The 22,147-nt window shown below is 67.5% G+C and carries 23 protein-coding genes and 1 riboswitch; of the genes, 8 read left to right on the top strand and 15 right to left on the bottom strand.

The features are described 5' to 3' along the window. Positions 1-14 precede the first annotated feature (14 nt). Both ACRWNM_RS06085 and ACRWNM_RS06080 read left to right on the top strand, forming a co-directional pair. On the top strand, positions 15-302 hold the full coding sequence (locus ACRWNM_RS06085; RefSeq protein ID WP_431964317.1) for a hypothetical protein: 288 nt from the start codon (positions 15-17) through the stop codon (positions 300-302). Further along, entirely contained in the window at positions 299-583 is a 285-nt protein-coding gene (locus ACRWNM_RS06080) for a helix-turn-helix domain-containing protein (protein WP_431964315.1), read from the top strand. Before ACRWNM_RS06085 ends, ACRWNM_RS06080 begins: the two co-directional genes overlap by 4 nt. A 114-nt stretch (positions 584-697) precedes the next feature. On the opposite strand, the gene ACRWNM_RS06075 is transcribed toward ACRWNM_RS06080, so the two are convergent. From ACRWNM_RS06075 to ACRWNM_RS06055, 5 genes are all read right to left on the bottom strand, one after another. After that, the gene (locus ACRWNM_RS06075; RefSeq protein WP_431964313.1) at positions 698-1,960 is read right to left on the bottom strand and encodes an acyl-CoA dehydrogenase family protein; all 1,263 of its coding nucleotides are present in this window, start codon (positions 1,958-1,960) and stop codon (positions 698-700) included. A gap of 28 nt (positions 1,961-1,988) precedes the next feature. Beyond that, complete coding sequence (locus tag ACRWNM_RS06070; RefSeq protein ID WP_431964311.1) at positions 1,989-2,870, bottom strand: SDR family oxidoreductase; 882 nt, start codon at positions 2,868-2,870, stop codon at positions 1,989-1,991. A 120-nt stretch (positions 2,871-2,990) separates the two neighbouring features. Next, the gene (locus ACRWNM_RS06065; RefSeq protein ID WP_431964309.1) at positions 2,991-3,869 is read right to left on the bottom strand and encodes a MaoC/PaaZ C-terminal domain-containing protein; all 879 of its coding nucleotides are present in this window, start codon (positions 3,867-3,869) and stop codon (positions 2,991-2,993) included. An 8-nt stretch (positions 3,870-3,877) separates the two neighbouring features. Further along, the gene (locus ACRWNM_RS06060) at positions 3,878-4,312 is read right to left on the bottom strand and encodes a type II toxin-antitoxin system Rv0910 family toxin (protein ID WP_431964307.1); all 435 of its coding nucleotides are present in this window, start codon (positions 4,310-4,312) and stop codon (positions 3,878-3,880) included. 32 nt (positions 4,313-4,344) lie between these two features. Continuing rightward, positions 4,345-5,601 carry a lipid-transfer protein gene (locus ACRWNM_RS06055; RefSeq protein WP_431964305.1) on the bottom strand — a complete coding sequence of 419 codons (1,257 nt, stop codon included), beginning with the start codon at positions 5,599-5,601 and terminating at the stop codon, positions 4,345-4,347. A gap of 698 nt (positions 5,602-6,299) precedes the next feature. On the opposite strand from ACRWNM_RS06055, the gene ACRWNM_RS06050 reads away from it, so the two are divergent. Beyond that, on the top strand, positions 6,300-7,925 hold the full coding sequence (locus ACRWNM_RS06050; protein WP_431964303.1) for a hypothetical protein: 1,626 nt from the start codon (positions 6,300-6,302) through the stop codon (positions 7,923-7,925). A 191-nt stretch (positions 7,926-8,116) separates the two neighbouring features. Here the strand turns inward: ACRWNM_RS06050 and ACRWNM_RS06045 are convergent, their stop codons facing one another. From ACRWNM_RS06045 to ACRWNM_RS06035, 3 genes are all read right to left on the bottom strand, one after another. Continuing rightward, positions 8,117-8,755, bottom strand: coding sequence for a TetR/AcrR family transcriptional regulator (locus tag ACRWNM_RS06045; protein ID WP_431964301.1), 639 nt, complete (start codon positions 8,753-8,755; stop codon positions 8,117-8,119). Next, on the bottom strand, positions 8,752-10,005 hold the full coding sequence (locus ACRWNM_RS06040; RefSeq protein ID WP_431964299.1) for an MFS transporter: 1,254 nt from the start codon (positions 10,003-10,005) through the stop codon (positions 8,752-8,754). Before ACRWNM_RS06040 ends, ACRWNM_RS06045 begins: the two co-directional genes overlap by 4 nt. Before the next feature lie 113 nt (positions 10,006-10,118). Beyond that, a complete protein-coding gene (locus ACRWNM_RS06035) occupies positions 10,119-11,114 on the bottom strand; it encodes a helix-turn-helix domain-containing protein (protein WP_431964297.1) in 996 nt (331 codons plus the stop codon). A gap of 188 nt (positions 11,115-11,302) precedes the next feature. On the opposite strand from ACRWNM_RS06035, the gene ACRWNM_RS06030 reads away from it, so the two are divergent. Continuing rightward, on the top strand, positions 11,303-12,190 hold the full coding sequence (locus ACRWNM_RS06030; protein ID WP_431964295.1) for an NAD(P)-dependent oxidoreductase: 888 nt from the start codon (positions 11,303-11,305) through the stop codon (positions 12,188-12,190). A 226-nt stretch (positions 12,191-12,416) separates the two neighbouring features. Here ACRWNM_RS06030 and ACRWNM_RS06025 read toward each other — a convergent pair whose 3' ends face one another. Together ACRWNM_RS06025 and ACRWNM_RS06020 are read right to left on the bottom strand one after the other, a co-directional pair. Then, positions 12,417-13,634 (bottom strand): NADP-dependent isocitrate dehydrogenase, encoded by a 1,218-nt coding sequence (locus ACRWNM_RS06025; protein ID WP_431964293.1) that lies wholly within the window; start codon positions 13,632-13,634, stop codon positions 12,417-12,419. A 362-nt stretch (positions 13,635-13,996) separates the two neighbouring features. Next, positions 13,997-15,490 (bottom strand): MFS transporter, encoded by a 1,494-nt coding sequence (locus ACRWNM_RS06020; RefSeq protein WP_431964291.1) that lies wholly within the window; start codon positions 15,488-15,490, stop codon positions 13,997-13,999. Positions 15,491-15,627: 137 nt separating this feature from the next. Between ACRWNM_RS06020 and ACRWNM_RS06015 the strand changes: the two genes are divergently transcribed. The 3 genes from ACRWNM_RS06015 to metX all read left to right on the top strand — a co-directional run bounded on the left by ACRWNM_RS06015 (position 15,628) and on the right by metX (position 19,110). Further along, on the top strand, positions 15,628-16,380 hold the full coding sequence (locus ACRWNM_RS06015; RefSeq protein WP_431964289.1) for a TetR/AcrR family transcriptional regulator: 753 nt from the start codon (positions 15,628-15,630) through the stop codon (positions 16,378-16,380). 52 nt (positions 16,381-16,432) lie between these two features. Beyond that, positions 16,433-16,543, top strand: a riboswitch (SAM riboswitch). An 87-nt stretch (positions 16,544-16,630) separates the two neighbouring features. Further along, entirely contained in the window at positions 16,631-17,959 is a 1,329-nt protein-coding gene (locus tag ACRWNM_RS06010) for a bifunctional o-acetylhomoserine/o-acetylserine sulfhydrylase (protein ID WP_431964287.1), read from the top strand. Positions 17,960-17,961: 2 nt separating this feature from the next. After that, positions 17,962-19,110, top strand: coding sequence for a homoserine O-acetyltransferase MetX (metX, locus tag ACRWNM_RS06005; RefSeq protein ID WP_431964285.1), 1,149 nt, complete (start codon positions 17,962-17,964; stop codon positions 19,108-19,110). Between the two features lie 125 nt (positions 19,111-19,235). Here metX and ACRWNM_RS06000 read toward each other — a convergent pair whose 3' ends face one another. Then, the gene (locus ACRWNM_RS06000; protein WP_431964542.1) at positions 19,236-19,481 is read right to left on the bottom strand and encodes a DUF3017 domain-containing protein; all 246 of its coding nucleotides are present in this window, start codon (positions 19,479-19,481) and stop codon (positions 19,236-19,238) included. A 158-nt stretch (positions 19,482-19,639) separates the two neighbouring features. Between ACRWNM_RS06000 and ACRWNM_RS05995 the strand changes: the two genes are divergently transcribed. Then, entirely contained in the window at positions 19,640-20,104 is a 465-nt protein-coding gene (locus ACRWNM_RS05995) for a tRNA (cytidine(34)-2'-O)-methyltransferase (protein WP_431964283.1), read from the top strand. Between the two features lie 19 nt (positions 20,105-20,123). Here ACRWNM_RS05995 and ACRWNM_RS05990 read toward each other — a convergent pair whose 3' ends face one another. From ACRWNM_RS05990 to ACRWNM_RS05975, 4 genes are all read right to left on the bottom strand, one after another. Continuing rightward, complete coding sequence (locus ACRWNM_RS05990; protein WP_431964281.1) at positions 20,124-20,357, bottom strand: DUF167 domain-containing protein; 234 nt, start codon at positions 20,355-20,357, stop codon at positions 20,124-20,126. Further along, positions 20,311-21,282: a DUF4349 domain-containing protein gene (locus ACRWNM_RS05985; RefSeq protein WP_431964279.1), complete on the bottom strand. Its 972-nt coding sequence runs from the start codon at positions 21,280-21,282 to the stop codon at positions 20,311-20,313. Before ACRWNM_RS05985 ends, ACRWNM_RS05990 begins: the two co-directional genes overlap by 47 nt. Before the next feature lie 115 nt (positions 21,283-21,397). Beyond that, positions 21,398-21,832, bottom strand: a complete 435-nt coding sequence (locus ACRWNM_RS05980; protein ID WP_431964277.1) for a type II toxin-antitoxin system VapC family toxin — start codon at positions 21,830-21,832, stop codon at positions 21,398-21,400. Beyond that, entirely contained in the window at positions 21,829-22,071 is a 243-nt protein-coding gene (locus ACRWNM_RS05975; RefSeq protein ID WP_431964275.1) for a CopG family transcriptional regulator, read from the bottom strand. Before ACRWNM_RS05975 ends, ACRWNM_RS05980 begins: the two co-directional genes overlap by 4 nt. Positions 22,072-22,147 lie beyond the last annotated feature (76 nt).

Raw genomic sequence — 22,147 nt, 5'->3', positions numbered from 1 at the left:
GATAACCCCAGGTAATGCTGTGCGCGATCGAGATCGAGCCCGAGGTTCGCTCGTTCCTGGCTGGATTGTCACCGACCGATCTCGCTCGCGCCGACTTCGCCGCCGGACTTCTCGCCGCATATGGCCCTGAACTCGGCGAACCGTATTGCCGCTACCTCGGCGACGGGGTGGCGTTTCAAAAGACGAAACAACGGGAGACAGCCCAGATCGACCGCGCGAAAATGGCCCGCAAGCTGTGCGAATCGGCGCACACCGAACCGGCGCGCTTGACCTTCGACCCAACAGGAGGCACCGAATCATGACCAGCCAGAAGGAATTCGATGCGCACCTCGAGGCGACCCGTGCCACCGCTGAATACCAGGCAGCCGCCCGCGCCTACGCGCTCGCGCACGAACTCGGCCGCCAGATCCGCGAAGCTCGTGAAGCACGCGGGTGGTCGCAAACCGAACTGGCGACCCGCGCCGGTATGCGCCAACACGCCGTGAGCCGACTCGAGGCCGGGGACGTGGTGCCGACGATCACCACCCTCGAACGGATTGCCGCCGCCCTCGAAACCGAGCTGTCGGTGTCGCTGGCGGCATAGGAGAACCCCGCCTGGACTCAGGCCGAACCCATCTGTAAGCGGTCCAGCCGTCCTCACTCACCCTCCGCACGCCCCACACAGGCGGGTTCCTATGCGGGGCGTGTGCGGGAAATGTCAGCGGGACAGGAGGGCCTTGGCGATGTGGGTTACCTGGATTTCGTTGGAGCCCGCGTAGATCATGAGGGATTTGGCGTCGCGGGCCAGTTGTTCGACGCGGTATTCGGTCATGTAGCCGTTTCCGCCGAAGAGCTGGACCGCTTCCATCGCCACGTCGGTGGCGGCTTCGGAGCAGTAGAGCTTCATGGCGGACGCTTCGGCGAGAGTCGGCGGCTTGCCCGCACGGCCGCGCTCGAGCGCGTTGAACACCATGTTCTGCACGTTGATCCTGGCGATCTCCATCTTGGCCAGCTTGAGCTGGACCAGCTGGAAGCGCCCGATCTCCTGGCCCCACAGCTTGCGGCTCTTGGCGTACTCGAGGCACAGCCGGTGGCATTCGTTGATGATGCCGAGCGCCATGAACGCCACGCCGATGCGTTCGGCGGTGAAGCTGGAGCGCGCGGACTCGCGGCCGTCGCCGCCCTTGTGCTCCTCGGTCTCGCCGAGCAGCCGGTCCCGGCCGACGCGCACGTTGTCGAAGAACAGCTCACCGGTCGGCGAGGCGTGCAGGCCCATCTTCTTGAACGGCTTGCCCTGGCTGAGGCCTTCCATGCCCTTGTCGAGGACGAAGGTCAGCACCTTGCGCTCGCGCTTGTCCACCGAATCTCCCTCATCGAGCTTCGCGTAGACGATCATCACGTCGGCGAAGGGACCGTTGGTGATGAAGGTCTTCTGGCCGTTGAGGAGATAGTCCTCGCCGTCGCGCTTGACGTAGGTCTTCATGCCGCCGAACGCGTCCGAGCCCGAATCCGGTTCGGTGATCGCCCAGGCCGCGACCTTCCGCATCGTCACGATGTCCGCGAGCCAGCGCTCCTTCTGCGCCAGCGTGCCGCGCGAGATGATGGTGGTCGCGCCGAGCCCGATGCTGACCCCCATCGCGGTGACCAAACCCATACAGACACCGGACAATTCGCTGATCAGCACCGCCATCAGCGACTCCTGGCCACTGAACGGACTACCGCCGGAACGCTTCTCGCTCTTCTCCGGCGCGGCCGCACCGGCGGCGAGCGCCTCCTCCCTGGCCCGCTGCTTGGCGAGCAGCTTCTCGACCGCCTCGCCGCCCATCGCGTCGATACCGAACTCGCTGAACAGCTTCCGGATGATCGGATACGGCAGCATCTCGCCGCTGTCGAGCGCGTCCAGGTGCGGGCGGATCTCCTTGTCGATGAAGGTGCGCACCGCGTCGCGGACCATCACATCGGTCTCGGACCATTCGAACATCGTCGTTCTCCTTTCTGGCGGCCCAGCCTCAGGGCAGCCGAGCGGCGATGTCGTCGACGAGCCAGGGGCCCTCGGTCTCGATCGTCTTCACGTCGTGCCAGCCCGCCAGCTCGGAGATGGCGCCGCCCTGCACCGCGAACACCTTGCCGGTGATCGGGCACTTGTCCGAAGCCAAGTATGCGACCAACGGGGAGATATTGGCGGGGCTGAAGGCATCGAATCCGCCCGCTTCCTCGGCGGCCTCGGCCTCGGCCGCCATCATCTCGCCCATGCCGGGGGTGGCGAGGGTGAGCCGGGTCCGCGCGATCGGCGCGATCGCGTTCACCCGCACGCCGTAGCGGGCGAGTTCGTCGGCGGCGACAAGGGTCAGCGCGGCGATGCCCGCCTTGGCTGCGCCGTAGTTGGCCTGGCCCGCGTTCGGGACGGTGGTGCCCGACGCGGACGCGGTGTTGACCACGGCCGCGTTGGGCTGGTTGCCCGCCTTGCTCTGCTCTTTCCAGTACGCCGCCGCGTGGTGCAGCACCGCGGCGTGACCCTTCAGGTGCACCGCGATCACGGCGTCCCACTGGGCTTCGTCCATGCCCGCGACGAACGCGTCGCGCAGGATGCCCGCGTTGTTGACCACGATGTCCAGTCCGCCCAGCTCCGACACCGCCTGCTGGACCAGGTTGCGCGCGCCCTCCCAGGAGGCGATGTCATCGGTGTTGGCGACCGCCTTGCCGCCCGCCGCGACGATCTCCTCGACCACCTGCTGGGCCGGGCCGGAATCGGTCCCCTCGCCCGCGTTGCTGCCGCCGAGGTCGTTGACGACGACGCGCGCGCCCTCGCTCGCGAACAGCAGCGCGTGCTCGCGGCCGATCCCCCGGCCCGCGCCGGTGATGACGGCGACCTTTCCTTCCAATGCGCCCATCTGTGCGTCTCCTGTGCTGTGGTCTCGCCCGCCGGACAGGGCGAGGTGTGATGAATGGGGTGTCGGCTCGCGCCGAACGAAAGAGCGGCCCGCGGCGGTCCGAGCCGCGGGCCGCTCGGCTCAGTCGGCGATCTCGGCGAGGCCGTCGCTCAACACGACGTCCGTGCCGCGCACCGTCTCGAAGCCGTAGGTGGTGACGCCGTCGGCGGCGCCCACCTTCCAGATCCGGGTCTCCAGGTCGTCGCCGGGGAAGACCATCTTGGCGAAGCGCACCGCGAAGCGGCGCAGCCGGTGCACGTCCGAGCCCGCGGCCTCGGTGAGCACCGCCCACGACGCGAACGCCATGGTGCACAGACCGTGCGCGATGATGCCGGGCAGCCCGGCGTCCTTGGCGACCTGCTCGTCCAGATGCAGCGGCACCGGATCGCCGGAAGCCGGTGCGTAGCGGAAGGTCTGGTCGTGGTCGACGTGCTGAGCCACGACGGCGAACGGCTCGGTGCCGCGCAACGACTCGTCGAACTTGTGCGCGGGCGCGGCCTGCCCGACGGTCTTGCCCGCGTCGATGTTCCGGAAGAACGCGGTCAGATACTGCTCGTTGACCAGTTCCCCGTCCACGTCACGGCATTCGACGAGAATGGTGATCGTGCTGCCGTTGGACTTGCTCGCGTAGCCGACCGCCTTGGCCCGGGTGACCAGCTCGTCGCCCGGCCGGATGGCGCGGTGGAAGTGGAAGTCCTGCTCGCCGTGCACGACCCGGCCGAAGATGTCCATCGGCGCCACATCGATCACCGGCATCATCATGGCCTCGAAGACCGGGACGATGCCGAACACCGGCGAGGCGACCTCGCCCGCGCGGTGCGCCGCGATGGGATCGTTGGTCGCCGCGGCGTATTCGGCGATCCGCTTGGCGGTCACCGAGAAACGTTCCTCGTCGCACCAGGTTTCCAGTCCCGCGTCGTCGAATTCGATGACGCGGGACGCGGTGGTTTCCGCTGTCATCGCGACACCTACGCCGAGGCCAGCGCGTCGAGCTGCTCGAGCGACTTGTCCAGCTGCTTGATGCCGTCCTTCTCGACCGCCTTGCCGAGCGCGCCCTTGATCAGCGCGCCCTCGAAGTCACCGGACACCAGGATGGTGCTGCCCGCGCCCTTGGGCTGGATGTCGAAGGTGAATTCGGTCTTCACCCCGGCCATTCCGGTGCCGCCGAGGGTCAGCTTGTTCGGGGCCTCGACCGCCTTGATGGTCCACTCCAGCTTGTTGGCCATGCCGAGCATGACGATCTTCGCCACCAGCTTGGACCCCTCGGCCAAGACGGTGGGCGGTTCCTCCATGAAGCGCTCGTGGATGGTGAACCACTTGTCCCAGGTCTGCGGGTCGGAGACGACCGCCCACAGCGCCTCGGGAGTGGCGTTGACGTCCTTGGTGGCTTCGATGTGTCCCATGATTGCTCCTGTCGGGTAAGGGTTTTCGCCGGTCAGCGGTCGGCGCGCCGGTAGGCGGTCACGACCGCGGCACCGCCGAGGCCGATGTTGTGCTGTAGCGCGGCGGTGACGCCCTCGACCTGGCGTTTGTCGGCTGTGCCGCGCAGCTGCCAGGTGAGCTCGGAGCACTGCGCCAGGCCGGTGGCGCCCAGTGGGTGTCCCTTGGAGATGAGGCCACCCGAGGGGTTGACGACCCACTTGCCGCCGTAGGTGGTCTGGTTGGCGTCGATCAGCGCGCCCGCCTCGCCGGGGCCGCAGAGGCCGAGCGCCTCATAGAGCAGCAGCTCGTTGGCCGAGAAGCAGTCGTGCAGCTCGATGACCTGGAAGTCCTCGGGACCGAGGCCCGCCTGCCGGTAGACCTGCTGTGCGGCTTGGACATTCATGTCGTAGCCGATCAGGTTCTTCGCGGTGCCGTCGAAGGTGGAGGCGAAGTCGGTGGTCATGGCCTGGCCGACGATCTCGACGGCCTGCCCGGCGAGATCGTGCGAGTTCACGAAGTCCTCGCTCGCCAGGACGACCGCGCCGGAACCGTCGGAGGTCGGCGAGCACTGGAGCTTGGTGAGCGGGTCGTAGATCATCCGCGCGCCGAGGATGTCGTCGAGGGTGTACTCGTCCTGGAACTGGGAGTACGGGTTGTTCACCGAGTGCTTGTGGTTCTTGTAGCCGATCTTGGCGAAGTGCTCGGCGGTGGTGCCGTACTCCTTCATGTGCTCGCGGCCCGCCGCGCCGAACATCCACGGCGCCACCGGGAAGAGCACCTCGGAGATCTCGGCCAGCGCCATGACGTGCTTGGCCATCGGCTGCTCGCGATCGTCCCAGGTGGAACCGAGCGAGCCGGGCTGCATCTTCTCGAAGCCGAGCGCCAGCGTGCAGTCGGCGAGCCCGCCGCGGATCGCCTGCGCCGCGAGGTACAGCGCGGTCGACCCGGTCGAGCAGTTGTTGTTGACGTTGATCACGGGGATACCGGTCATGCCCAGTTCGTAGACCGCGCGCTGGCCGGAGGTGGATTCGCCGTAGACGTAGCCGACGTAGGCCTGCTGGACCTCGCGGTAATCGATGCCCGCGTCGGCGAGGGCCTTGGTGCCCGACTCGCGGGCCATGTCCGGGTAGTCCCAGTCGGTGCCGTCCTCGTTCTTGCGACGGCCCGGCTTCTCGAATTTCGTCATGCCGACGCCGACGACATAAACCCTGCTCGCGAAGCGAGTCGATGGGGGGTGGTGGTCGGGCGACGGGTGGGCGTTGTTCGCCATCGAACTCCTCACTTCGGGCCTGCGCGCGCCGTGGCGATGCACCGGTGGCGCGGGCGACGGACATCAGCGTCCGATCCGACCGGATCGAGCTGAAACAAACATACAAAGCTGTATGTAAGACCGCAAGGGTTATCCGATACTCGTGGTTCCAGATGGCGAATGGGCAGGTCAATCGAGCGTTGACGGACATACAACTAGTTGTGTATCTGCGCCATCTGCCGCTGACATGTCAACCGGATGCGCCCCACTGCCCGCGACTCGGCAACCCCACAGGCGAGCGCGTGGTGTCAGTTCTCACCTGATCTGTCGTTTCTCACGCGATCTGCCGCAACCGTGGCGAGTTCTCACTCGAACCCGCGAGGATGCTCAGGTGCGGACGCCCGTGACGAGGGCAGCGCGAATCTTGCAGGCGGAATGACAGTCCGATACGGTGTGGCCGTGATCTTCTCTTGTGGGAAGGGCGCCGCGCGCCCCTGCCGGTGACGCCCGGGGAGTGGCTGGTTTCCGATGATCAGACCACTCTTCTTGCTTATGCGGTCGGTCTCAGCGCCTTGCACGGTCCAGGGCCGTGGAGTGCCGGGGGTAGTCCGCTTCCGGACGGCCTACCCAACGAATGCGAATTCCCGAAATCGACTGTCCTCGTCGGTGTAGAGAGCCAATACTTCAAGGCTCCAATCAATTCATCTTCTGCCGCTGCGGTGGTCACGGCGATCGCAGAGATCGTTGAGGCACCCGGTGGTGCGGCGATCGAGGTATTGCACGACCAACTCGCTGATTGCCGCGCATTCGATCTGGCTGATGACCTGGTTCGTGAGCTGCGCTCGATCGACTTGCCCGTCGAGGATGTGCGGTCGGTAGCACGGCAGCTGACAGAACGCGGCACTCGCCGCAATGCGGTGGCCCTCGGCATCGTCATGTTGGGCGTGGTCGGCGACGAACGGGATCGGGAGTTGCTGCTACTACTGGGCGGGTTGGGCGAACTCACGCTCTACGCGGCTGTCGCACTGGCCAATTCCCAACCCGATCGTGATCGTGCGGTATTTCAGCTTGCTCGCCGGGTCGACGGATGGGGACGTGTCCACGCCGTACAGCGTTTGACGGGATCCCGAGATCCCGAGATCAAAGCTTGGTTGTTGCGGACCGGCTTCCGTAACAACGTGATGACCGCATACCTCGCCCACATCGCGGCCACCACAGGCGATCTCCGCGACGCTCTGCTCGAGTCCTCCGTCGATGACGAACTACTGGACGGCGCTGCCGACATCCTGGACGCATTGATCGTCGGTGAACCGACCACGGATATCCGGAACTACCCCGATGCGCTACCAGTGCTGGTTCGCTACTGCGAATTACTCACCGCCGCTGCTCCGACCCTCCCACGCATCCGTAGCGTGCGAACCATCACGGAATTGCTGAATGATTCGCCCCCGGAACTGGATTGGACCTCGGACAAGGTCGCCGCTCTGGCCGCCGATTACTCGGCGCTGATGGCCCGCGCCGACTGGTCCGACATGATCCGGTCCGAGCTCACCGAGCCGCAGTGGGGCGAATTCGGTTTCAACCCAACCTCCGCTGTCCATGACGCACGGGCCTTCACCGGCCGACTGTCACGCTGGCCTGCCGGACCAGCCCCTCGTGCAGACCGGCCTACAATCTCGCCGCACCCGATAAACCATCTGAACACCGCACTCGAACTCGTCCTTCTCGCAGCATTCCCCGCAGCCCTCGCCGATGACGTACGCGTCGTCGCGCAGGGCCTGCCGCCAGCGCGATATCCGGTGCTCTCTCGGGGTTTCAACGTCCTTGTCGAAGGTGAGCACCTCGCCATCCCTTACCGCCTGTGCACCCCCGCTCCATCGGACGACACCACAGCCCAACTGTCTGCGACGCAGACCAAGATCCTGCACTGCCTCTACAGCCGCCACAGCGACGGCTACGTCCGCCAGCACCACCTCAACCAGATCATCGGCGCCACCGATCCGTGGATCGTTCCCTTCGTCATCAAGCTCGTCGGTGAATACGTGGTCGACATTGTCATCGACATCAAGCGGGGACTCACCGATGTCGTCACAGTCGACACCGCCCAGCACGAGGCTTACGGACGGTTCGCCGCCGCCAACCCCGACTTCCTCCACCTCACCAGCCAACGCGTCGCCAGCTACTGGCGCTGCTACTACCGAAACCGATACCCGCACCGCTACTACCCCGGCCGCATCGTCCTGAACGAGCTGCAAGAAGCCGCCGCCGCATACCGAGCGCCCGCGATGACAACCCCCGCCTCCTCCGTCGACCCGCGGCATTCAGAAATCCGCCGAATCAGATGAGACGGACTTGACGACAACATGACCGATGCATCGGGGCACTTCGGCGCGGCGCGCTTCGGCGTCGGCATCGGTGAAACATGACGCCTTGCCGGAGGCAGCCTGCGGAGCCTCAGAGATGGAGACAGTGACAGGGCAGCTCCGGCATCGGCGAGCTTCGGCGCCAGCGTGATTCAGCGTCGGCGCGCGTCGCATCACTGCAATCGCGGAACGAGACTCGCCACCGCTGCGGCGCGCAGATTCGCCGACGCGCGGACCCAGCGCCGACGAGCCCGGTCGGTGTCGGGCTCGATGAAGTTCGAGATGAGGATGCCGCGCAGGGCGTCCATCGCGGTGTAGACGAAATCGCGAGCGTCCTTGCGGCGCATCTCGTCCGGGACGAAGCGGGCCACGGCCATCAGCACCGCGTTGTTGACGAACGGCTCGACCTTCTCCATGGCCGAGGCCAGCACCGGATCGGTCCGGCCGGCCACCCACAGCTCGACGGTCGCGATGAACAGCGGGCCCTGGTGCAGCTCCCACAGGAAGTCCAGCGCCGCGGCGACCGGATCGGCGCCGCTCTCGACCTTGGCCATCTCCCGCATCGCGGTCTCCGCGCGGCGCTGAGCCAGGTGACTGATCGCGGCGACGACGAGATCGTTCTTGGACCCGAAGTGGTGCACCTGCGCCCCGCGCGTGACCCCCGCGCGCTCGGCGACCCGCGGCGTCGTTGTGCCCGCGTAGCCGTATTCGACCAGGCAGTCGATGGTGGCGTCGAGCAGCCGGACGCGCATCTCGCTGCTGCGCTGCTCCTGGGTTCGGCGCTGCGGCTTGTCGGCGGCGGTCCTGGTCATTCCGACGATTCTACACTTACATACAGATCTGTATGTTCTGGCGGTTCGGTGCGCCGGGCGATCCACACGGTGACGGCGAACAGCAGCGTACCGCCCACCGCGAGGCCCGCGCCGGCGGCGGCGGGAGCGGTGTAGCCGAGGCCCGCGGCGATGACGAGGCCGCCGAGCCAAGCGCCCGCGGCATTGGCGATGTTCAAGGCCGCGTGATTGAGTGCGGCGGCGAGGGTTTGGGCGTCGGCGGCGACGTCCATCAGGCGGGTCTGCAAAGCGGGGGCGAGCGCCGCGCCGGTCGCGCCGACCAGAAACGCGCCGAGCCCGGCGGTGACCGGGTGCTGCGCCGCGGCGACGAAACCCGCCAGCACCACGGACATGGCGACCAGCGCGAGCAAGATCGCGCGATCGACGCCGCGATCGGCGAGCACGCCGCCCACGATATTGCCCGCCACCATGCCGAGACCGAACAGCATCAGCACCACCGGCACCAGGCCGAGCGACATGCCCGCCACATCGGTGAGGGTGGTGGTGATGTAGGTGTAGACGGCGAACATGCCGCCGAAGCCGATGGCCCCGACCGCCAAGGTCAGCAATACCTGCGAACGACGCAGCGCGCCGAGTTCGGTCATCGGGTTGGTGGTTTTGATGCCGGTGAGTTCCGGCACGAATCGCACGAGCGCCGCGACCGTGGTGATGCCGATCAGGGCGACCACCACGAAGGCGTCCCGCCAGCCGAGATGCTGGCCGAGCCAGGTGGCTGTGGGAACGCCGACGACATTGGCGGCGCTCAACCCCAGCATAACCGCGGCAATGGCTTTGGCGCGCCGGCCTGCCGGCGCGAGCGTGGCGGCGGCCAGCGAGGCGACGCCGAAATAGGCGCCGTGCGGCAGACCCGAGACGAAGCGCGCGGCGACCAAGGTCTGGAAGTTCGGCGCAACCACGGTGGCCGCGTTGCCCACGGTGAACGCGATCATCAAGGCGATGAGCAGGCGCTTGCGCGGAACCCGCGCGCAGAGCGCGGCCAGTACAGGCGCGCCGATCACCACACCGAGCGCATAGGCCGACACCGCGTGACCGGCGATCGGCTCGGAGACGTTCATAGCCTGCGCGATATCAGGCAGCAATCCCATGGTGACGAACTCGGTCGTGCCGATGCCGAAGCCGCCCAGAGCCAGTGCCAGCATCGCGGGGACATGCCAATCGGTCCGCGCCTTCTCGGGCGGGTCGGGCTGATGGGTGGCTACCTGGCTCGTCACGTCTTCATGTAACCGGCGCGCGAGCCGGATCGCTCCCCGATCCGACGTGAGTTAGACCACCGCCTGCCGCCGTATTCGCCCAGCTCACTCGATATTCCAGCAAGTGGGACAGGTCAGCCGATCGACTCCCGGCGCGCGAAGGTCCTCCGGTACCCGGCGGGCGTCACGCCGATCACGGACGCGAAATGCCTGCGCAGGTTGGTCGCGGTCCCCAGGCCGGACAGGCGGCTGATCCGCTCGATGTTGAAGTCGGTGGTCTCCAGCAGCGATTGGGCATGCGCGAGTCGCTGATTCAGCAACCACTGCATCGGAGTGGCTCCGGTGGAGCGGTGCAGGCGGCGATGGAAGGTGCGCGGGCTCATATTGGCTCTGGCCGCCAACGTGTCCACGGTCAACGGCTCGTCGAGGTGTTCGGCCGCCCACTGGAGCACCACGCCCAGGTCGTCCGCCGGGTGCGCGGGCACCGTCCGGTCCACGTACTGGGCCTGACCGCCGGACCGGTGCGGCGGGATGACCATCCGGCGCGCCAGCTGGTTGGCCACCTCGGCGCCCAGATCGCGCCGCACCAGGTGCAGGCACAGGTCGACCGCCGCGGTCATGCCCGCGCTGGTGAGCACATCGCCGTCGTCGACGTAGAGCACCGAGTCGTCGACCTCGATGGCAGGGAAGCGCTTCGCCAGCATCTCCGCGTGCACCCAGTGCGCGGCCACGCGCCGCCCGTCCACCAGCCCCGCGGCCGCCAGCGCGAAGGTGCCGTCGCAGAGCCCGACCATGCGCGCGCCCCCGCGATGCGCGGCCGCCAGCGCGTCGAGCAATTCGGGTGGCAGTTCGCGTTCAGCGGTGACGCACTCGTTGGCCACCGAAGGAACGATCACGGTGTCGGCGGTGAGCAGGTCGTCGAGACCGCGCTCGGCGCGCAGGAAGGCGCCGAAACCGATCGGCTGGGTCTCCGGCTGCGGTGTCACCGAGCAGACCTTCAGCTCGTACCAGGGCTCCGCCAGATCCGGCTGCGGCGTGCCGAAAATCGAGGCGACGACACCCAATTCGTACAGATCCCACGGGTGCAGCGCGCCGGGAGCGATGGCCATGGCGACGGTTCGACCACTCATGCCCGCGCCCCGCTGACGCTCGGCTTCGGCGTTCGCTCTGCGCGCTGGCACATGATTCGCTCGCTCATTCCTCGAGTATGGCAGGAATAGTTCGATCGGCGTCAGTTCTGCCACTCACGTCTCGGCGACCCGAGCGCGAAGACTGGTCGGCGGGCGCCCACCCGACAGAACGACACGACGGAGGAATCATGAGCAAGGCATCGGTCACCGTGCTGGGTCTCGGACGGATGGGCACGGCGATCGCCGAGGTCTTCCTGCGCAACGGGCACCCGACCACGGTGTGGAATCGCACGCCGGGCAAGGCGATTCACCTCGACGAGCTGGGCGCACGGCGCGCCGACAACGTCGCGGACGCGGTCGCGGCGGGCGAACTGATCGTCACCGTGCTCGCCGACACCGCGGCCGCCGGAGACCAACTGGCCCCGCTGGGCTCGGCGCTGAACGGACGCACGGTACTGAACGTCGCCACCGGCAGGCCCGACACCGCGCGCGAGCTGGCCGACCGGCTCGCCGAGCACGGCGCGCGCTTGCTGGACGGCGGCATCTTCGGCGTCCCGCAGACAGTGGGCACACCCGATACGCTGCTCGTCTACAGCGGCGCGGCCGACGCCGAGGCCGAATTCGCGGACGTCGTCAGGGAACTGGGCGCGACGAGGTACGTGGGGACCGACGCGGGCCTCGCGGCGCTGCACGACATGGCGGTGCTCGGCGGGATGTACGGCCTGTTCGGCGGGTTCTTCCAGGCGACGGCGATGGTGCACACCGAGCAGGTCTCCGCGGTGGACTTCACCGATACGTTCCTGGTGCCCTGGTTGCGCGCGCTGCTCGACATGCTGCCGACGCTGGCCGCCGAGATCGACTCGCGGGAGTTCCCGGTGAACTTCTCCGATCTCGCGGTCAACGCAACCGGGCTCGTCGACATCCGCACCACCAGCCGAAACCAAGGCGTGGCAACGGATCTGCTCGATCCATTGCAGCGCCTGTTCGACGCCGAGGTCGAACGCGGGCACGGAACGGCCAGCTTCACCAGGGCATTCGCCGGACTGGTCGACACACCGGCGTCTTCCGGGAGCTGAGCACGCCGCGCGAATGGACCGCGGCGCATCGGCACTCGACCGACACACACGGCGTGCCGCACGCGACGGCCGCACCGGCGTCATCGGGATCCGCCGCGGCGTTCCCGGATACACGTCGGGCACCCGTTCACCGCGAGGTGGGCGGGTGCCCGGTTCAACCCCCGGCGCTGGGAAGTCCCAGCGCCGGTCGGGGTCGGACGGATCACGCCCGGCCCCCGGTGTGGACTCAGCGCAGCGCGCGAGCCAGATTCGCGTCGAGCGCGCCGAGGAACTCCTCGGTGGTCAGGTAACCCTGGTCGCCGCCGACGAGCAGCGCGAGGTCCTTGGTCATCTGGCCGCCCTCGACGGTCTTGATGACGACGTCCTCGAGGGTCTGCGCGAAGCCGATCACCTCGGGGGTGTTGTCCAGCTTGCCGCGGTGCTCGAGCCCGCGGGTCCAGGCGAAGATCGACGCGATCGGGTTGGTCGAGGTCGGCTTGCCCTGCTGGTGCTGGCGGTAGTGCCGGGTGACGGTGCCGTGCGCGGCCTCGGCCTCACAGGTCTGGCCGTCCGGGGTGAGCAGCACCGAGGTCATCAGACCCAGCGAACCGAAGCCCTGGGCCACGGTGTCGGACTGCACGTCGCCGTCGTAGTTCTTGCAGGCCCAGACGTAGCCGCCCTCCCACTTCATGGAGGAGGCGACCATGTCGTCGATGAGACGGTGCTCGTAGGTCAGGCCCGCCGCATCGAACTGGCTCTTGAACTCGGCGTCGAAGACCTCCTGGAAGGTGTCCTTGAACATGCCGTCGTAGGCCTTCAGGATGGTGTTCTTCGTCGACATGTACACCGGGTAGTTCTGCTGCAGGCCGTAGTTGAACGACGCCCGCGCGAAGTCTTCGATGGACTTCTTGAAGTTGTACATGCCCATGATGACGCCGCCGTCCTCCGGCATCTTCACGACCTCGTGCACGATCGGCTCGCTGCCGTCCTCGGGGGTGAAGGTGAGGGTGACGGTGCCCGCCTCGAAGACCTTGAAGTCGGTGGCGCGGTACTGGTCGCCGAAGGCGTGGCGGCCGATGATGATCGGCTTGGTCCAGCCGGGAACCAGTCGCGGAACATTGGAGATGATGATCGGCGCGCGGAAGATGGTGCCGCCGAGAATGTTGCGAATGGTGCCGTTGGGCGAGCGCCACATCTTCTTGAGGCCGAACTCCTCGACGCGGGCCTCGTCCGGCGTGATCGTGGCACACTTCACGCCGACGCCGTGCTTCTTGATGGCGTTGGCCGCGTCGATGGTGACCTGGTCGTCTGTCTTGTCCCGGTATTCGATGCCCAGGTCGTAGTACTCGAGGTTCACGTCGAGGTACGGGTGGATCAGCTTGTCCTTGATGAACTGCCAGATGATCCGGGTCATCTCATCACCGTCGAGTTCGACGACGGCGCCTTCAACCTTGATCTTGGACATGGATCTTCGTGTCCTCCTAGGATGGTGCCCTTATTGCACGGCCAGGCGAAGACGCTTGTGAGCGGACCCCAGCTGTTCAACAGACAACGTATATGTACCGCGTTGTTTGCGGGACGTGTGGTGCAAGCAAGACAAGCGTACTGCTGCCGACGATCTCACCGTGCGGGGAGGGCCCACTGTGCGGACGACGCGCCGAGTTACCGACGAGTAGCCCCCCTGTGACCCCAACCACTTTCTCCATAATGTCATCCCGGGGCGATCGACCACTCCGACCTGGGCGGGAACTGGACGACCGCCGGAGGCGACACCGCCCGCGCACCGGATCTGCGAGGATCCGATGCGCGGGCTATGCCCGGTCCGAATCAGACCGCGATCGGAATCCGAGCGCCCTCCTCCGCGTCCTCGGCGAAGTGCTCCGGTCCGGCCTTGATCATCAGCGCGATCACCGGGATCGCGGCGAGGAAGAAACCCGCACCGACGTAGAACGCGACGTCGTAGCTGTGGATGGCGGCGCGGGCGGCCAGGTCGCTGACGGTCGGGTTGTCGGCGAAGTAATCCTTCGCCGCCTGCACCGAGATCGTGGTGAGCAGCGCGGTGCCGACCGCGCCGCCGACCTGCTGGGCCGCGTTGAGCAACGCGCTCGCGACACCGGCGTCGGCCTCGTCCACCCGGTGCAGCGCGACCGCCTGCATCCCGACGAACAGCGGACCCATGCCGAGCGCGATCAGCAGCTGGGCGGGCAGCACGCCCGCGGCATAGCTGTCGCCGTAGCTCAGCTGCGCGAGCCAGATCAGCCCGACCACGCCGAGCGCGGCGCCCACCACCATCAGCGGCCGCGGCCCGAGCTTCGGCAGCAACGCGCTGGTGACGCCCGCTGAGATCGCGATGCCCGCGGGGAACGGCAGGAACGCGACACCGGCCTTCAGCGGCGAGTAGCCGAGCGTGACCTGGAAGTAGAAGCTCAGGAACAGGAACATCGCGAACATCGCGATGGGGATGAGCAACGCGGCGAGCAGCGCGCCGCCGCGGTTGGTCTCCCCGGGAATGCGCAGCGGCAACAGCGGATTCGAGGAACGACGCTCGATCACGACGAACGCGATCAGCAGCGCGAGCCCGGCCGCGAGCAGCCCGAGGGTGCCGCCCGAGGTCCAGCCGTGCTCGGCGGCGCGGCTGAAGCCGTACACGATGGCGATCAGGCCTGCCGTCACGGTGACGGCGCCGGGCACGTCGTAGCCGCCGGTCCGGGCGACGGGCACGTCCTTGATCACGAACGCGAGCGCGCCGACCAGCGCGATGATCGCGATCGGGGTGTTGACCAGCAGGGTCCACCGCCAGGACGCGTATTCGGTGAGCGCGCCGCCCGCGATCAGCCCGATGGCCGCGCCGCCCGCGGAGATGCCCGCGAACACCGCGAAGGCCCGGGCCCGTTCCTTCGCCTCGGTGAAGGTCACCGAGACCAGCGCGAGCGCCGCGGGTGCGAGCAGTGCGGCGAAGGCGCCCTGAAGTCCCCGGCCCGCGAAGAGCTGAGCGCCGTTCTGCGCCAGACCCGCGAGCGCCGACGCGGCGGCGAAGCCGACCAGGCCGACCATGAAGATCAGGCGGCGGCCGAGAAAGTCGGCCAGACGGCCGCCGAGCAGCAGCAGTCCGCCGAAGATCAGTGTGTACGCGGTGAGGGCCCATTGCTTGTCGCCCTCGCTGATGCCCAGGTCACGTTGCGCGAATGGCAGCGCGATCGTCACGATGGTCGCGTCGAGGACCACCATCAGCTGGGCCAGACCGATCACCCCCAATGCCAGCCAGCGGGCCGAGTCGCGCCGGCCCTCCGGCACGTGCACGGCTGTCGAAGTCTCGCTCACTTTGTCTCCTCAATCGTCCGAAGTGGCGTGGCAGCAATCCTGTCATCGGCCGACATTTGGCGTCAATAGAAAAATGTCGCAGTCAGACATTTGCCTGGATAGGACAGTTGATGTGGGATCTGCGTTACAGTGGGGAGATGCTCGAATCACCGACGCCGAGTCCGGACACGGTCGGCAATCCCGCCGTGACCGGGGACAACGCCGCGCCTGCGAACCGAGGATGCGGCGATACCGCGATGCGAGAACGCCCGATCGGCCTGCGCGAGCGCAAGAAGCAGCAGACCAGGATGCGGATCACGAGCATCGCGCTGGAGCTCTGCGAGGCCCAGGGCTTCGACGCGACAACGGTCGAGCAGATCGCCAACGCGGCCGACGTCTCGCCACGCACCGTGAACCGCTACTTCGAGACGAAGGAGGACATCGTCCTCGCGCCCGTCCTCGACTTCGGCGAAATGGTTGCCGACAAGTTGCGAGAAGAGCCGTGTGGCGGCAACGAACTGCGCGCGCTGTGCAATGCCTACCTGCGGGTGATCGATGACGCTGCCACCGAGAACTCGCCGGTCTCGTTCCGCAGGTTTCAGCAGATGCAGCGGATCGCGCGCGACTGCCCTTCGGTCAACAGCCGCGCGCTGGAGTTCGCCGACAACAAATCCGACGCCATCACCGCCGTGCTGGCCGAGCGCCTCGACACCACGCAGGGGGCGCTTTCCGTCCGGCTGATCGTCTCCACCTGGCAGATGCTGTGCCATTTGGCGATGGACGCGCACGATGCGCTGATCATGGACGGCGATCCGGCCACCGCGGTGCGTGCGTCGAAGGAGACCTTGCTCGACGCGTACGCGGAGTTCATGCGGGTCTGCACCGAACCGCCTGCCGAATCGGCGAAGTGAGATCGGCTACGAATTTCGGTCATTGACCGCCCGCCAGCTACCATGTCCGTCAGGTCATGAGTGCCAGCGCCAAGCCCCGGCTCGCTGGACGGCAACCCTCCAGCAGCGGTGGGGTGCTCCGGGTGATGACCGGGCCCTCGACGGTCGAGGGCAAGCGCGCTGTCAGGAGGTTCCCGGAAATTGTGTTGTTGTGGATAGACCGCATTCCCGATCTCGTTAGTTCCGGCGAACAACTCTTGTGGAGCATGACATGACCGACCCCGTCGCGGCCGAGTTCGATCCTGCCCTGTGGTCCTTCGAGACCAAGCAGATCCACGCGGGCCAAGCCCCCGATCAGAGCACCGGCGCCCGCGCGCTGCCGATCTACCAGACCACCTCCTACGCCTTCCGCGACACCGACCACGCGGCCGCGCTGTTCGGGCTCGCCGAACCGGGCAACATCTACACCCGGATCATGAACCCGACCCAGGACGTGGTCGAGCAGCGCATCGCCGCTCTGGAAGGCGGCGTCGCGGCACTCCTGCTGTCCTCAGGGCAGGCCGCCGAGACCTACGCGATCCTGAACCTGGCCGCCGCGGGCGACCACATCGTGTCCAGCCCGCACCTCTACGGCGGCACCTACAACCTGTTCCGCTACTCGCTGCCCAAGCTCGGCATCGAGGTCTCGTTCGTCGAGGACCCGGACGATCTCGAGCAGTGGCGCGCCGCGATCCGGCCCAACACCAAGGCGTTCTTCGGCGAGACCATCGCCAACCCGAGCAGCGCCGTGTTCGACATCCCCGGCATCGCCGAGGTCGCGCACGCCGCCGGGATCCCGCTCATCGTGGACAACACGGTCGCCACCCCGTACCTGATCCAGCCGCTGTCGCACGGCGCCGACATCGTGGTGCATTCGGCCACGAAGTACCTGGGCGGGCACGGCACCGCTGTCGCGGGCGTGATCGTCGACGGTGGCGCCTTCGATTGGACCGTCCGCGACGACAACGGCGAGTCCCGCTTCCCCGGCTTCACCACCCCGGACCCCAGCTACCACGGCGCGGTCTTCGCCGATCTCGGCGCACCCGCGTACGCGCTGAAGGCCCGCGTGCAGCTGCTTCGCGATCTGGGCGCGGCGGTCTCGCCGTTCAACGCCTTCCTCATCGCGCAGGGCATCGAGACGCTCAGCCTGCGCGTCGAGCGCCACGTCGCCAACGCGCAGGCGGTCGCCGAATTCCTGGCCGAGCACCCCGCCGTCGAATCCGTCTTCTACGCGGGGCTGCCCGACTCGCCGTGGCACGAGCGGGCCAAGCGGCTGGCGCCGAAGGGGACCGGCGCGATCGTCTCCTTCGAACTGCGCGGCGGCGTCGACGCGGGCAAGAAGTTCGTGGACGCATTAGTCCTGCACAGCCACGTCGCTAACATCGGGGATGTGCGTTCTCTCGTGATCCACCCGGCCTCGACTACGCACTCCCAGCTGACGCCCGAGCAGCAACTGGCCTCCGGCGTCACCCCGGGACTGGTCCGTCTCGCCGTCGGCATCGAGGGAATCGACGACATTCTGGCCGATCTGCGCGCCGGATTCACGGCGGCGACGACGTGACCGTGAGCACCGATCAGAGCCCCGCCCGCCCGGCGTCCGGTGTCGACCTGCTGCCACCGCCGGACGGTCGGCCGGGCGTGATCGCCATCGGGGACGTGCGGCTGGAAAGCGGCACGGTGATCCCGGACGTGCACCTCGCGGTGCAGCGGTGGGGCGAACTCTCCCCCGCCCTGGACAATGTGGTGCTCGTCGAGCACGCTCTGACCGGTGACTCGCACGTCGTCGGCACGCCCGACGACGTGCACTCGCAGCCCGGCTGGTGGGAGGGCATGGTCGGACCGGGCGCGCCGGTGGACACCGACGAATGGTGTGTCATCGCGACCAACGTGCTCGGCGGCTGTAAAGGCAGCACCGGACCGTCCTCGCCCGCGCCCGACGGCGAACCGTGGGGCTCGCGTTTCCCGGAGATCTCCATCCGCGATCAGGTGACCGCCGAGGCCGCGCTGCTGGATCTGCTCGGCATCGAGCGGCTCGCCGCGGTGGTCGGCGGCTCGATGGGCGGCATGCGGGTGCTGGAGTGGATGATCGGCAAGCCCGAGCGGGTGGCCGCGGCGCTGGTGCTCGCCGTCGGCGCCCGCGCCACCGCGGACCAGATCGGTACCCAGACCACCCAGATCGCGGCCATCAAGGCCGATCCGGACTGGCAGGGCGGCGACTATCACGACACTGGCCGCACGCCGAGGACCGGCATGGGCATCGCCCGCCGCATCGCGCACCTGACCTACCGCACCGAGGGCGAACTCGACCACCGCTTCGAGAATCGGGCGCAGGGCTCCGAGGACCCGTGGCGCGGCGGCCGCTACGCGGTGCAGAGCTATCTCGACCACCAGGCCGAAAAGCTCTGCAAGCGTTTCGATCCCGCCACCTACGTGCTGCTCACCGAGGCTATGAACCGGCACGACGTCGGTCGTGGACGCGGCGGAATCCGAGCGGCGCTGGCCGCGACGCCGGTGCCGTGCGTGGTGGGCGGCGTCGACTCCGACCGCCTGTACCCGCTGCGCACCCAGCAGGAACTGGCCGACGCGCTGCCCGGCTGCGATCGACTGGAAGTAGTGCATTCCCGCGACGGCCACGACGGATTCCTCACCGAGGCCGCGGCCGTTTCCAAACTGCTCATCGAGACCATGCGCCTGGCGCGCGAGAACCGGTAGCCACAGCCTCCCCGTCGCACGAGACCAGCTGGGACACAGCGGTTTCGCGCGTCGCTGTGCTTCTCGGCCGGTGCCACCCAACCAGCGCGCGCCGTCCAGCGACGGCGTCGAAACGCTCGGAGGGATCAGCCGACACCGAGGGTGTTGATGGTGGCCGCCAGGAAGACGATGGCGGAGCCGAGCAGGCTCAGCGCGCCGACGTCGAACGGTTTGCTGCGCACCGCGAGCAGCCCCACCCGCGCGCTCGGCAGGCACAAACGGAAGGTCGCGGCCAACAGCGTCGCACCGCCGAAGAACAACGCGCCGCGGCGCCAGCGATCCGAGGCCACGAACACCACCGCGACCAGCACGACCAGCATCACGGCCACCATCGGCAGGTGACAGCGCAGGAACTGCGCGGCACGGCTACCGCCTGCGTGTCGTCCGGCGGACGCGTCGACATCGGTCACGGCACCGATTCTTGCAGATGAACCCCTGCCACCCGCACCCGCTCCGAAACCCTCCACGGCCGGCCTGATTGACTGATTCCGTGTTCCGCCTGATGTTCCATGAGCCGTGTATTCCGCCGAACACCGGCAACGCGATCCGCCTGGTCGCCGGGACCGGTTGTGAGCTGCACCTGATCGAGCCGCTGGGATTCGATCTCTCGGAGTCCAAGCTGCGCCGTGCCGGACTGGACTACCACGATCTGGCCTCGGTCACCGTGCACGAGAGCCTGCCCGCGGCATGGGAGGCGTTGCGGCCGGAACGCGTCTACGCCTTCACCACCAAGGCGACGACCCGGTACACCGACATCGCCTACCAACCCGGCGACGTCCTGCTTTTCGGCACCGAACCCACCGGTCTCCCCGACCACGTGCTCGACGACCCGCACGTCACCGCCCACGTGCGCATCCCGATGCTGCCCGGCAGGCGCTCGATGAATCTCTCCAATTGCGCCGCCGTCACCGTGTACGAAGCCTGGCGCCAGCTCGGTTTCCCTGGCGGGGTCTAGGGCGTACCTCCGGCACCGTCTAAGTATCGATTTCGAAGCGCTTGTGGCGGGACGTGGCGCCCGCTGTGAGGCGGACGGCGGTTTTGGGGACGTCGTAGTGGTCGGCCAGGAGTTCGATGGCGGCCTTGTTGGCCTTGCCTTCGACCGCGGGCGCGCGGACGTAGAGCTGGAGCGTGCCGTCGGGGAGGGCTTCCACGAGCGGGCCTTTACGGCTGTTGGGTTTGATGATCGCCCTGACCACTGTCGGGGGCATCGGGGGCTCCTGTCTGAGTGGTCACCGGCTGCGCGGAATGGGTAGCGGCGGCCGGGGTTTCGGGGGTGGCCCGGCGCTTGCGACGCACGACGCGGACGAGGGCGAAGACGATACCGCCGACGATCGCGAGGAAGCCGAGCCAGGGAATCGCCTTGCCGATGAACACGATCGCGTCCTTCAGCCAGTCGACCAGGGAGTTCCAGCCCGCGACGACGCCATCCCAGAAGTTGCTCGGTCCCTCGTCGGAATCCTTGGCGGTCGTGGTGATCTCGATGGTGAGGGTGGACAGCGCGACCTGATCGTCGAGGAGGCGTTTCTGGGCGGTGAGGCTGTCGAGCTCGCCCTGGCGGCTGGACAGCGCCTGCTCGGCGGCGATGAGGTCGGCGGTGGTGGCGGCGGTGGTGATCAGCGCGCGCAGGCGGTCGACCGAGGCTTGCAGCGCCTTGATCCTGGCGTCCAGGTCCTCCCATTGCATGGTGACGTCCTCGCGGTTGGTGCTCACCCGGGTGAGGGTGCCGATTCCGCCGAGACCGTTGACGAACGCGTCGGTCTTGTCCGCGGGTACCCGCACGGTCAGCGAGGCGCTGGGCTCGATGTCGTCGGTGCCGGGCTGCTCGGTGCGGCTGTCCACCCGGCCGCCCGCCTCGCGCACCCGGTCGGCGACCCGCGCCGCGGCCACGATCGGATCGCCCGCCGTGAGCTCGATACTGCCGGTGACGACCTCCTTGCGGTCGACGGTGTCGGTGTCCTGTCCGCGTCCCTCGCCCGGCGCGGGCGCCTGCTCCCGGAATCCGGGCGGCGACACCGGCGCGGGCCCGGCCGTCACTGCCGTCGACCCCCCCGAATCGGCACTTTTGTCGGCGCCGCAGCCGACGAGCAGCGCCAACCCGAGCAGACCGACGCACAGCACAGCAAGCTTCCGCATGATCGCAGCGTAACCCTCACGGTGCGTACGGTCACCGAACTCGTTCCCCGCGTTGATGAGCCGCGAGCGCGTGGACACGCTCACCGGAAGTCGCGCGACTTCCCGATCCGAAGTGTCAGAGATCGGCGGGCAGGATTCGGAAGGTGTCAACGCCTGGCGTCAGCGGCTCGATCGCCCGGAAGTCACGCTGGTCCAACGTGAATATGCAATCCGTCCGATACTTATCGGCGAGCGCGACGCCGACAGCGTCCGCCAAGTCGAGCCGGAGACCCTCGTATTTGGCGCGAATCGACTGCGCGGCCGCGAGATCGACGTGCTTCAACTCCGCAAGCTTGTAGCGCCCGTCTATCAGACGTCCCAGCAGAGCATCGGTGACCTGCATCGCCGCCTCGAATCCGAGGTCGCGGTGGACGAGGTGATCCAGTTCGCTCATGACCAGTGGTGAAATCACCAATGTCTCGGTTTCCATGACCAGGAGCGCTTGCTCATGCTCCACCTGATCCTGATCGAAAGCCGCGAAGAGGGCTGAAGTATCGGCAACGATGATCACCGCCGCGCCGCCCGTGACTTGATGTGGTCGTAGACCGCGTCGTCCATCTCTTCCGCACTGCGCGATCGACCGCTGCGAAAGACCGGCAGCGGTCGATCATCCTTGGGCCTGTCCGATGAGTCGAGCAGCATGGTGATCCCCCGTCGAATGAGTTCCGCCTTGCTCACCCCCGTCGCGGCGGCTTCGGCGTCGAGCCGGACCTCCAGATCTTCGGGGAGGTACACGGTCGTCTTGATCATGCCATATAGGGTACCACCCGCAAAACTCGCCACGGTGCGTGCGGCGCCGCCTGGCTGACGCCGATGTGCGTTGACA

It is taken from the genome of Nocardia sp. bgisy134 (assembly GCF_965341865.1).
Classification (GTDB): domain Bacteria; phylum Actinomycetota; class Actinomycetes; order Mycobacteriales; family Mycobacteriaceae; genus Nocardia.
This window is presented reverse-complemented; position numbering and strand designations above follow the sequence as displayed.

Excerpts from the sequence above, each read along its gene's own strand:
- ACRWNM_RS06085 (WP_431964317.1), top strand. The coding sequence starts at position 15 with ATGCTGTGCGCGATCGAGATCGAGCCCGAGGTTCGCTCGTTCCTGGCT.
- ACRWNM_RS06080 (WP_431964315.1), top strand. The coding sequence starts at position 299 with ATGACCAGCCAGAAGGAATTCGATGCGCACCTCGAGGCGACCCGTGCC.
- ACRWNM_RS06075 (WP_431964313.1), bottom strand. The coding sequence starts at position 1,960 with ATGTTCGAATGGTCCGAGACCGATGTGATGGTCCGCGACGCGGTGCGC.
- ACRWNM_RS06070 (WP_431964311.1), bottom strand. The coding sequence starts at position 2,870 with ATGGGCGCATTGGAAGGAAAGGTCGCCGTCATCACCGGCGCGGGCCGG.
- ACRWNM_RS06065 (WP_431964309.1), bottom strand. The coding sequence starts at position 3,869 with ATGACAGCGGAAACCACCGCGTCCCGCGTCATCGAATTCGACGACGCG.
- ACRWNM_RS06060 (WP_431964307.1), bottom strand. The coding sequence starts at position 4,312 with ATGGGACACATCGAAGCCACCAAGGACGTCAACGCCACTCCCGAGGCG.
- ACRWNM_RS06055 (WP_431964305.1), bottom strand. The coding sequence starts at position 5,601 with ATGGCGAACAACGCCCACCCGTCGCCCGACCACCACCCCCCATCGACT.
- ACRWNM_RS06045 (WP_431964301.1), bottom strand. The coding sequence starts at position 8,755 with ATGACCAGGACCGCCGCCGACAAGCCGCAGCGCCGAACCCAGGAGCAG.
- ACRWNM_RS06035 (WP_431964297.1), bottom strand. The coding sequence starts at position 11,114 with ATGAGTGGTCGAACCGTCGCCATGGCCATCGCTCCCGGCGCGCTGCAC.
- ACRWNM_RS06030 (WP_431964295.1), top strand. The coding sequence starts at position 11,303 with ATGAGCAAGGCATCGGTCACCGTGCTGGGTCTCGGACGGATGGGCACG.
- ACRWNM_RS06025 (WP_431964293.1), bottom strand. The coding sequence starts at position 13,634 with ATGTCCAAGATCAAGGTTGAAGGCGCCGTCGTCGAACTCGACGGTGAT.
- ACRWNM_RS06015 (WP_431964289.1), top strand. The coding sequence starts at position 15,628 with ATGCTCGAATCACCGACGCCGAGTCCGGACACGGTCGGCAATCCCGCC.
- ACRWNM_RS06010 (WP_431964287.1), top strand. The coding sequence starts at position 16,631 with ATGACCGACCCCGTCGCGGCCGAGTTCGATCCTGCCCTGTGGTCCTTC.
- ACRWNM_RS06000 (WP_431964542.1), bottom strand. The coding sequence starts at position 19,481 with ATGGTGGCCGTGATGCTGGTCGTGCTGGTCGCGGTGGTGTTCGTGGCC.
- ACRWNM_RS05990 (WP_431964281.1), bottom strand. The coding sequence starts at position 20,357 with ATGCCCCCGACAGTGGTCAGGGCGATCATCAAACCCAACAGCCGTAAA.
- ACRWNM_RS05985 (WP_431964279.1), bottom strand. The coding sequence starts at position 21,282 with ATGCGGAAGCTTGCTGTGCTGTGCGTCGGTCTGCTCGGGTTGGCGCTG.
- ACRWNM_RS05975 (WP_431964275.1), bottom strand. The coding sequence starts at position 22,071 with ATGATCAAGACGACCGTGTACCTCCCCGAAGATCTGGAGGTCCGGCTC.